At 44.6% G+C, this 6,413-nt stretch carries 2 protein-coding genes and 1 rRNA gene; all 3 read right to left on the reverse strand.

The genetic code is table 11. The features are described from left to right. A 16S ribosomal RNA gene (locus HFE01_RS14580) occupies positions 1-60 on the reverse strand; the annotation flags it as partial. A gap of 600 nt (positions 61-660) precedes the next feature. Continuing rightward, positions 661-5,220, reverse strand: a complete 4,560-nt coding sequence (locus tag HFE01_RS14585; RefSeq protein WP_107734145.1) for an S-layer homology domain-containing protein — start codon at positions 5,218-5,220, stop codon at positions 661-663. Between the two features lie 26 nt (positions 5,221-5,246). Continuing rightward, positions 5,247-6,413 (reverse strand): Ig-like domain-containing protein (locus tag HFE01_RS27330; RefSeq protein ID WP_481856243.1); only part of this gene is annotated, 1,167 nt, incomplete at its 5' end.

The following is a 6,413-nucleotide window of genomic DNA, read 5'->3' on the forward strand; positions in this document are numbered from 1 at the left end:
TTGCATGTATTAGGCACGCCGCCAGCGTTCGTCCTGAGCCAGGATCAAACTCTCCATTAAAGACGTTACAAAGTAACATCAACCTGTTTCATCTTCATTCACTCCAAGGAGAAGAACCGAAGATAAAACAATATAGAAAGAGCGATTAGCTCATGTTGAAACTGACGAGATAATATATCTCATTGTTGCTTCCATTTCATACAGCCAAATGGCATGTATCAAAATTTCAGCATTGGATTTTATGAATAAAATCCGTACTCACTCGTTGTTCAGTTTTCAAAGATCAAACACTTTCTCTTGCTGTCAAATCAACCCTAACAGCAACTTTTATATATTATCACATTCGAACTAATTTTGCAATAACTTTTTTTCGAGAAGTGCTTCTTCCTTCAAATCCATTCTGCTTAGTAGCTACCCGGCAAAACATCTTGTTTAATTGGCCGGAATAAGAATATATCACAGAATGAAATCATTTAGCAAGTGTTTTATTAAAAAAAATTTAAGTTTAATTTAAAATCAAAAACAAACTCCAAAACCGATAATAGTTATGCACTTCTACTGCCTTTTAAGGAAGCACAAAGTAAGAGGATTAAAATCTGAAAAAATATAAGAAAAAAGCCGACGAAAAAATCGCCGACTTCCCGTTAATTCAACAAAATGTTATGGAGTATGATGACTAAAATATTGGAGCGTTCCACTTGGATAAGAGTTCCACTCTCCCGGAAGGTTATAAGAGGAGGAACCGGACTTAATCCCCGATTTTCGGATAATAGTCCCGTTATTCGGCATAAATTGCGTTTTGCCGTCAGGATCACCTAAGACGTCGATCGTTACGCCGTTCTTTTTCAGAACATAGCCTGTCGTTACGTTTTTATCTGTCTCTAATAACATTATCTCATCATTATAGTATGTCGCAGGAATAATATCGAAAAAGTCGTAAAAGATGGAATCGATATATATATAAGGCATGCCTTTGTAAAACGAATTAATAGGCTGGCTCCACACTTTAGGAGTATTTGTAGCTAAATTGTATTGATGAATCTCAAGTGAGTATCCTGCATTTTCTATAGGCTTAGAAGTATCTCCTACCGGATTGTAAAACAGCTCAATGGCAGTACGGGTTTTATCCAAGGATAGATACTGAGAAAAATACAGTTCCTCCGGTCCTTGAGGGTTTGAGATCACTTGAAACACAGTAGCAGATCCGTTTGCTCCGATTACCCAGAAGTATTGAAAAACACCCCCGTTCCACGTCCAAACCGTCCCATTAAGAGGGGTTGGTCCAGTAAAGGTAGAATCTGCCGTACCCGAATAGACTTTAAATGAAGTTTCACCTGGGAACACTGTTGACATGTCATAAGTAATCGGATCTTTGACCCCTTGCTTAGTCCGGATTTGAATAATTCCATTCGTTGCAAGAGGGGCATTCGTTACCTGTAAATTATAGGTGGCTTTTCCGCCATGCCCATCATCCGCAGTAATCGTTACCTTGGTACTTCCTGCCTGATTACCTGGAGTAAGAGTCAGCGTTGATCCGTTAACCTCTGCATTTACCATACCGCTTGATTCAACCGTAGAAGTAAACGTCAAGGCATCCCCGTCAGCATCACTGAACAATTGAGATAAGTCGTAGCTTCTTGCATTCGTAACTCCTGCAGTCAACACTTGTTCATAAATGACCGCATCTACTTGAGGCGGCTGATTAGAAGACGGGTTAGGCAAGCCGGATGATTGGACGCTGACCTGGAAGCTGGTTGAGGTTTCCCCTCCACGACCATCCATAGCTGTGATTTCTATGCTCGTCGTTCCTGCACTTAGTGCCTGAATTTCCAATTGGGCTCCAGCGATTTCCGCCAAAGCAACGGACGGATCGGAAGAGGTTGCCTTAAAGGTCAACGTATCCCCATCAGGGTCAGTAAAAATGGAACCTAAATCGAGTGAGTAAACCTCACCACCTACAGTAAGCGACTGGTCGGCAGGTTTAGTTTCTACTGGATTCTGATTCTCCGGAGTTCCAGCTGTGACAGTGGCTTTAAAAGTTTCGATCACTTGCCCTCCCCGGTCATCTGTTGCTTTGATCGATACTAATGTGCTACCGATCGTTAACGGTGTAAGAGTGAGCATATCCCCATAAACGTCAGCCGTCACAACAGTCGAGTCAGAAACACTAACATTGTAAGTTAAAATATCGCTATCAGGACTGGAAAAGAAATCGTTTAAGGGCAATTGAATATCGCCTGTATTTATTTCTTTTATCTGGTCCGGAATCCCTGACGAAACTGGGGATTCATTGACAGTAACATCAAAATCAGTAGTGACCTCGCCCCCGCGACCATCTTCTGCTTTAAGCTGAATCGTTGCTGTTCCTGAAGAAATTGCATGGACGGTGACTTGGTTTCCGTTAACGGATACAGCAGCAACTGATGAATTCGACGTTTCTACCGAAACATCCACAGGATCGCCATCGGGATCGTGGAATACAGAAGATAAATCCAGGATATAATCTGCATTGCCTAAAATCAGTGTCTGATTATCAGGCTTCTGATCTATAACCGGTTTTTGGTTAGGAACAGCGGTTACTTCCATTTGAAATGACTTGCTTGCGCTGCCTCCATGGCCATCAGATGCTTTAACGGATACTGCTGTGCTGCCAATCTTTAATGGTGTAATGGTAAGCGTGTCCCCATTCAACACTGCAGTCACAACCGAAGAATCGGAAATATCAATGCTGTATGATAACGTATCCTGCTCATGGTCGGTAAAGAAGTTGTTTAAAGATAATTGAATGTCGCCTGAATTGATTTGTTTCGTTTGATCCGGAATTCCCAAGGATGCCGGAGGTTCATTAACGGTAATATCAAAATTGGTCTTAACCTCGCCTCCAAGGCCATTTGCCGCTTTTAGCTGGATGTTTGCTGTTCCTGAGGAAACCGCATGAACCGTAGCCTGGTTTCCGTTAACAGAGACCGTCGCAATGGATGGATCCGAGGATTCTGCCGAGATGGTTAGTGGATTGCTATCCGGATCAAGGAATACCGGGGATAAATCCAGGATGTAGTCCGCATCGCCAACAGTAAGCGTTTGGTTGCCTGGCTTCTGATTTACAACCGGATTTTGATTAGGTACTGCAGTTACCGCCAATTGAAACGACTGGCTTGCGCTGCCTCCACGACCATCGGATGCCTTGACGGTAACTTGGGCATGTCCTACAGTTGCCGGAGTTAATACCAATTGATCACCAGTCAGGGTAAAGGTGGCAATGGAAGGATCATCGATCGCAACCTCATAGGTCATAGGATCATTTTCAGAATCCGTAAAAAACGATCCTAAAGATAAGGTTACGTCGCCGCTCCCCAACTGCTTGCTTTGATCAGGGATACCCGATGAAACAGGAGATTCATTGACACGAACTTTGAAATTCGTTCCCGCTTTTTTCCCGGCCTGGTCATCGGCGGCAATTGTAATGGTTGCAGTCCCTTTGCCAACAGCCTTAATAAATAGATTTGTTCCCTCTGCTCGAACTGTACTGATTTTTGTACTAGACGACACTGCCGTATATTTGAGCTCGGACTGCTCCTCGTCCGTAAAATGACCAAGCAAGTCAATTTGAAGTTCAGAATCGCCCACCGTTACGGCCTGATCGTCATATTTGGTCACTAACTTCGGCGCTGTATTGGTCACAACCGTAGAACGCGAGCTGCCAGAAGAAGTTGTAGTGACTCCTGATACCGTCGAAGAGGACACACCTGCTGCAAATGAAGTATTCGTGACTTGGCTGGAGGAGCTTACACTAATATTTGCTGCAGAGTTATTTACTTGTAAATTTGAAATGGTTCCAGCTACCTCCAGACTGACTGGAGAGGAACTGTTCACAGTCACTGTATTAATAGAGGCTTGGCCTGTCAGAGCTACGGACCGATCGCTGTTGACCGACAATTTCTGAATAGTCCCCTGTAGCTCTACCTGCTGGGCACCGGCAAGAACATTCAACTGCAGTATCGTTGAGGATGAATCATTTTCAATTGTTGCATTGGAAGTCAACGTCATTTGATCCACCGTCGAATTTCCTTGAATGACAACGTGGACATCCTGTTTGGAGACCTCGACATCCTTCAGCTCAGATGCATCAAATAATACGGTGTTCTGGTCACCACCCTGAATATATGTTTTTCCTTGTACCGTAAATTTAGAGGCATAGAAATCATGTCCAAGGCTTGACGTAACTGTAAAGCTATTTTTGACATTCAAATTCATAACTGAAATGTAATCACCGTCAATAGTTAAGTCTCCGTCAATCGTAGAGTTATGACCATCTAATACAAGATTACCACTGAATTCGGAAGCTTGCCCTATCGGGGCTTGCCCGCTCGCATGGATGACTAGTTTGGTGATCGATTCAATGGTCCGCTGTGATGCTACAAATTGAATATCTGCTCCTTTGAGAATCTCCTGGTTAGAGGTTTGCAAGATTCCTTTAACTGAATCCGAAAGTTTATATTCAATCCCGTTAATCCAAGCCTTTCCATCCTCCACTTTTTGGAGTTGGACAACATGGTCCTTAGGGAAAAAGGTAGACATCATATACTGGGCTATATCTTGACGTTGAACAGACGATTTAGGTTTGAAAGCGGATTGATCCGTCTCCATGGAACCCGACTGTAAAGCCGTATTTACGTAAGGCCGTGCCCACGGGCTAACCCGATTCCAATCAGTAAGTTTAGCAGACTCCGTGGCGTCAGCTGCGATAGGAAGCCCGGCGGCCCGCATAAGCAGTACTGCCGCCTCCTCTCTGGTCACTACCGCTTTGGGTCTGAATTTGTTACCGTCGTCTCCATTCATGAGTCCTGCACGGTGTACAGCCTCAATATAGGGACTCGACCAACTTTTCGAGTCTACATCCGCAAAGCTGCTGGTTGCTGCTTTAGAAATAGAGAGTTGCAGAGCTTGAGTTAATAGAACCGCCATTTCTTGACGAGTCAACAAATCCGTTGGCCGATAAGATCCGGATGGGTCTCCACGCAGAAGCCCAGCTTCAATGGCTTGGAGGATGCTTGTCTTTTGCTTAGAAGCAACATTATTGATGTCTTTAAAAGGCAGGCTGGCCAGAGCTGCTCCGTTTGATGCATCACTGGCAGCAGATGCAATCGTCTGCAAGGCTGTTGGAGCAACAAGTGCAGCCAAAGCTAATGTAATCAGCCATTTATTAGGTTTAGAACTCATGATGTTCCCTCTATTCTTTTTATTCATTATGGCGCCTCGCTGCTAAAGATACCGATATTATCCGTATAATCGATTCCTTCATCAAACCATTCACTCGCCTCGTAGTGGCCTGCATTTCCATGGGTAACATCGGATTGTCTAGCTATAGTGGTATGAGGCTGAAACACCGCCGTATCAATCAACTGATTATCGTAATAGAGTGATAAAGTGACAGGTGCTAAATCATCGTTATAAAATTCCATACCCGTGGAGTAATCTACATACACATCACCAAAAAACATGGTTTCTCCTATCACAAAAGTAGCTTTACCTTGAATAAAAGCACCAGCGTCTTGACTTATTTCGATCGGATCTGCACCGCCACTACGTTCAATTCTAATTTTTGAAGCATCCAATCTCTCTGAACCCGCATTATAAAGCTCAATAATCTGCATCATAGGGTCGCCCTCCCCCCATGCCAACTCGGAGAAGAAAAGTCCTTTCTTTTCTCCAACAGTGACTTGGAAGATCGTTTGAACGGTTCCCCCCTTTCCATCATCTGCGGTGACTGTTACTGTAGCACTCCCGACTGCTAGCGGAGTAATAATCAGTTGATCGCCTGTAACGGAAACCGTTGCTACGCCAGGGTCCGATGAATCAGCGGAATACGTTAGCGAGTCCAAATCTTCATCCGCAAAAGTTGAAGCAAGTCCAATAGTTGTGTCCATAGCACCTGCTTCTGTAGAAATATCATTAATCGTGCTTTGAACAACAGGAGCATGATTAACAGCGGGTGGAAGAGTCACCGTTAGAGTGAAATTCGTATCCACCGTGCCACCGTTTCCGTCATTTGCCGTTACCGTAATCGTGGTTGTACCCCCGTTCACTGGCGTTATTTTCAGATCGCTTCCGTTTACCGCTACTGTCGCCACGCCCGTATCTGTTGTGGTTGCGGTGTATGTCAGTACGTCGCTGTCTTCATCTGCGAACACACCTGCAAGGCTCACGGTCTTGATGCCGTCTGCGGCTCCTGTCGTTACATTGCTGATCGACGTTTCCACCGTCGGGGCATGGTTCACGGCTTCGGGGATCACCGGCGTGATCGTCACGTTGAACTGCGTATCCACCGTGCCACCGTTTCCGTCATCTGCCGTTACCGTAATCGTGGCTGTACCGGCGTTCACTGGCGTTATTTTCAGATCACTTCCGTTTAC

The sequence above is a fragment of the Paenibacillus sp. EKM10P genome, from assembly GCF_011800655.1.
Classification (GTDB): Bacteria; Bacillota; Bacilli; order Paenibacillales; family Paenibacillaceae; genus Paenibacillus; species Paenibacillus polymyxa.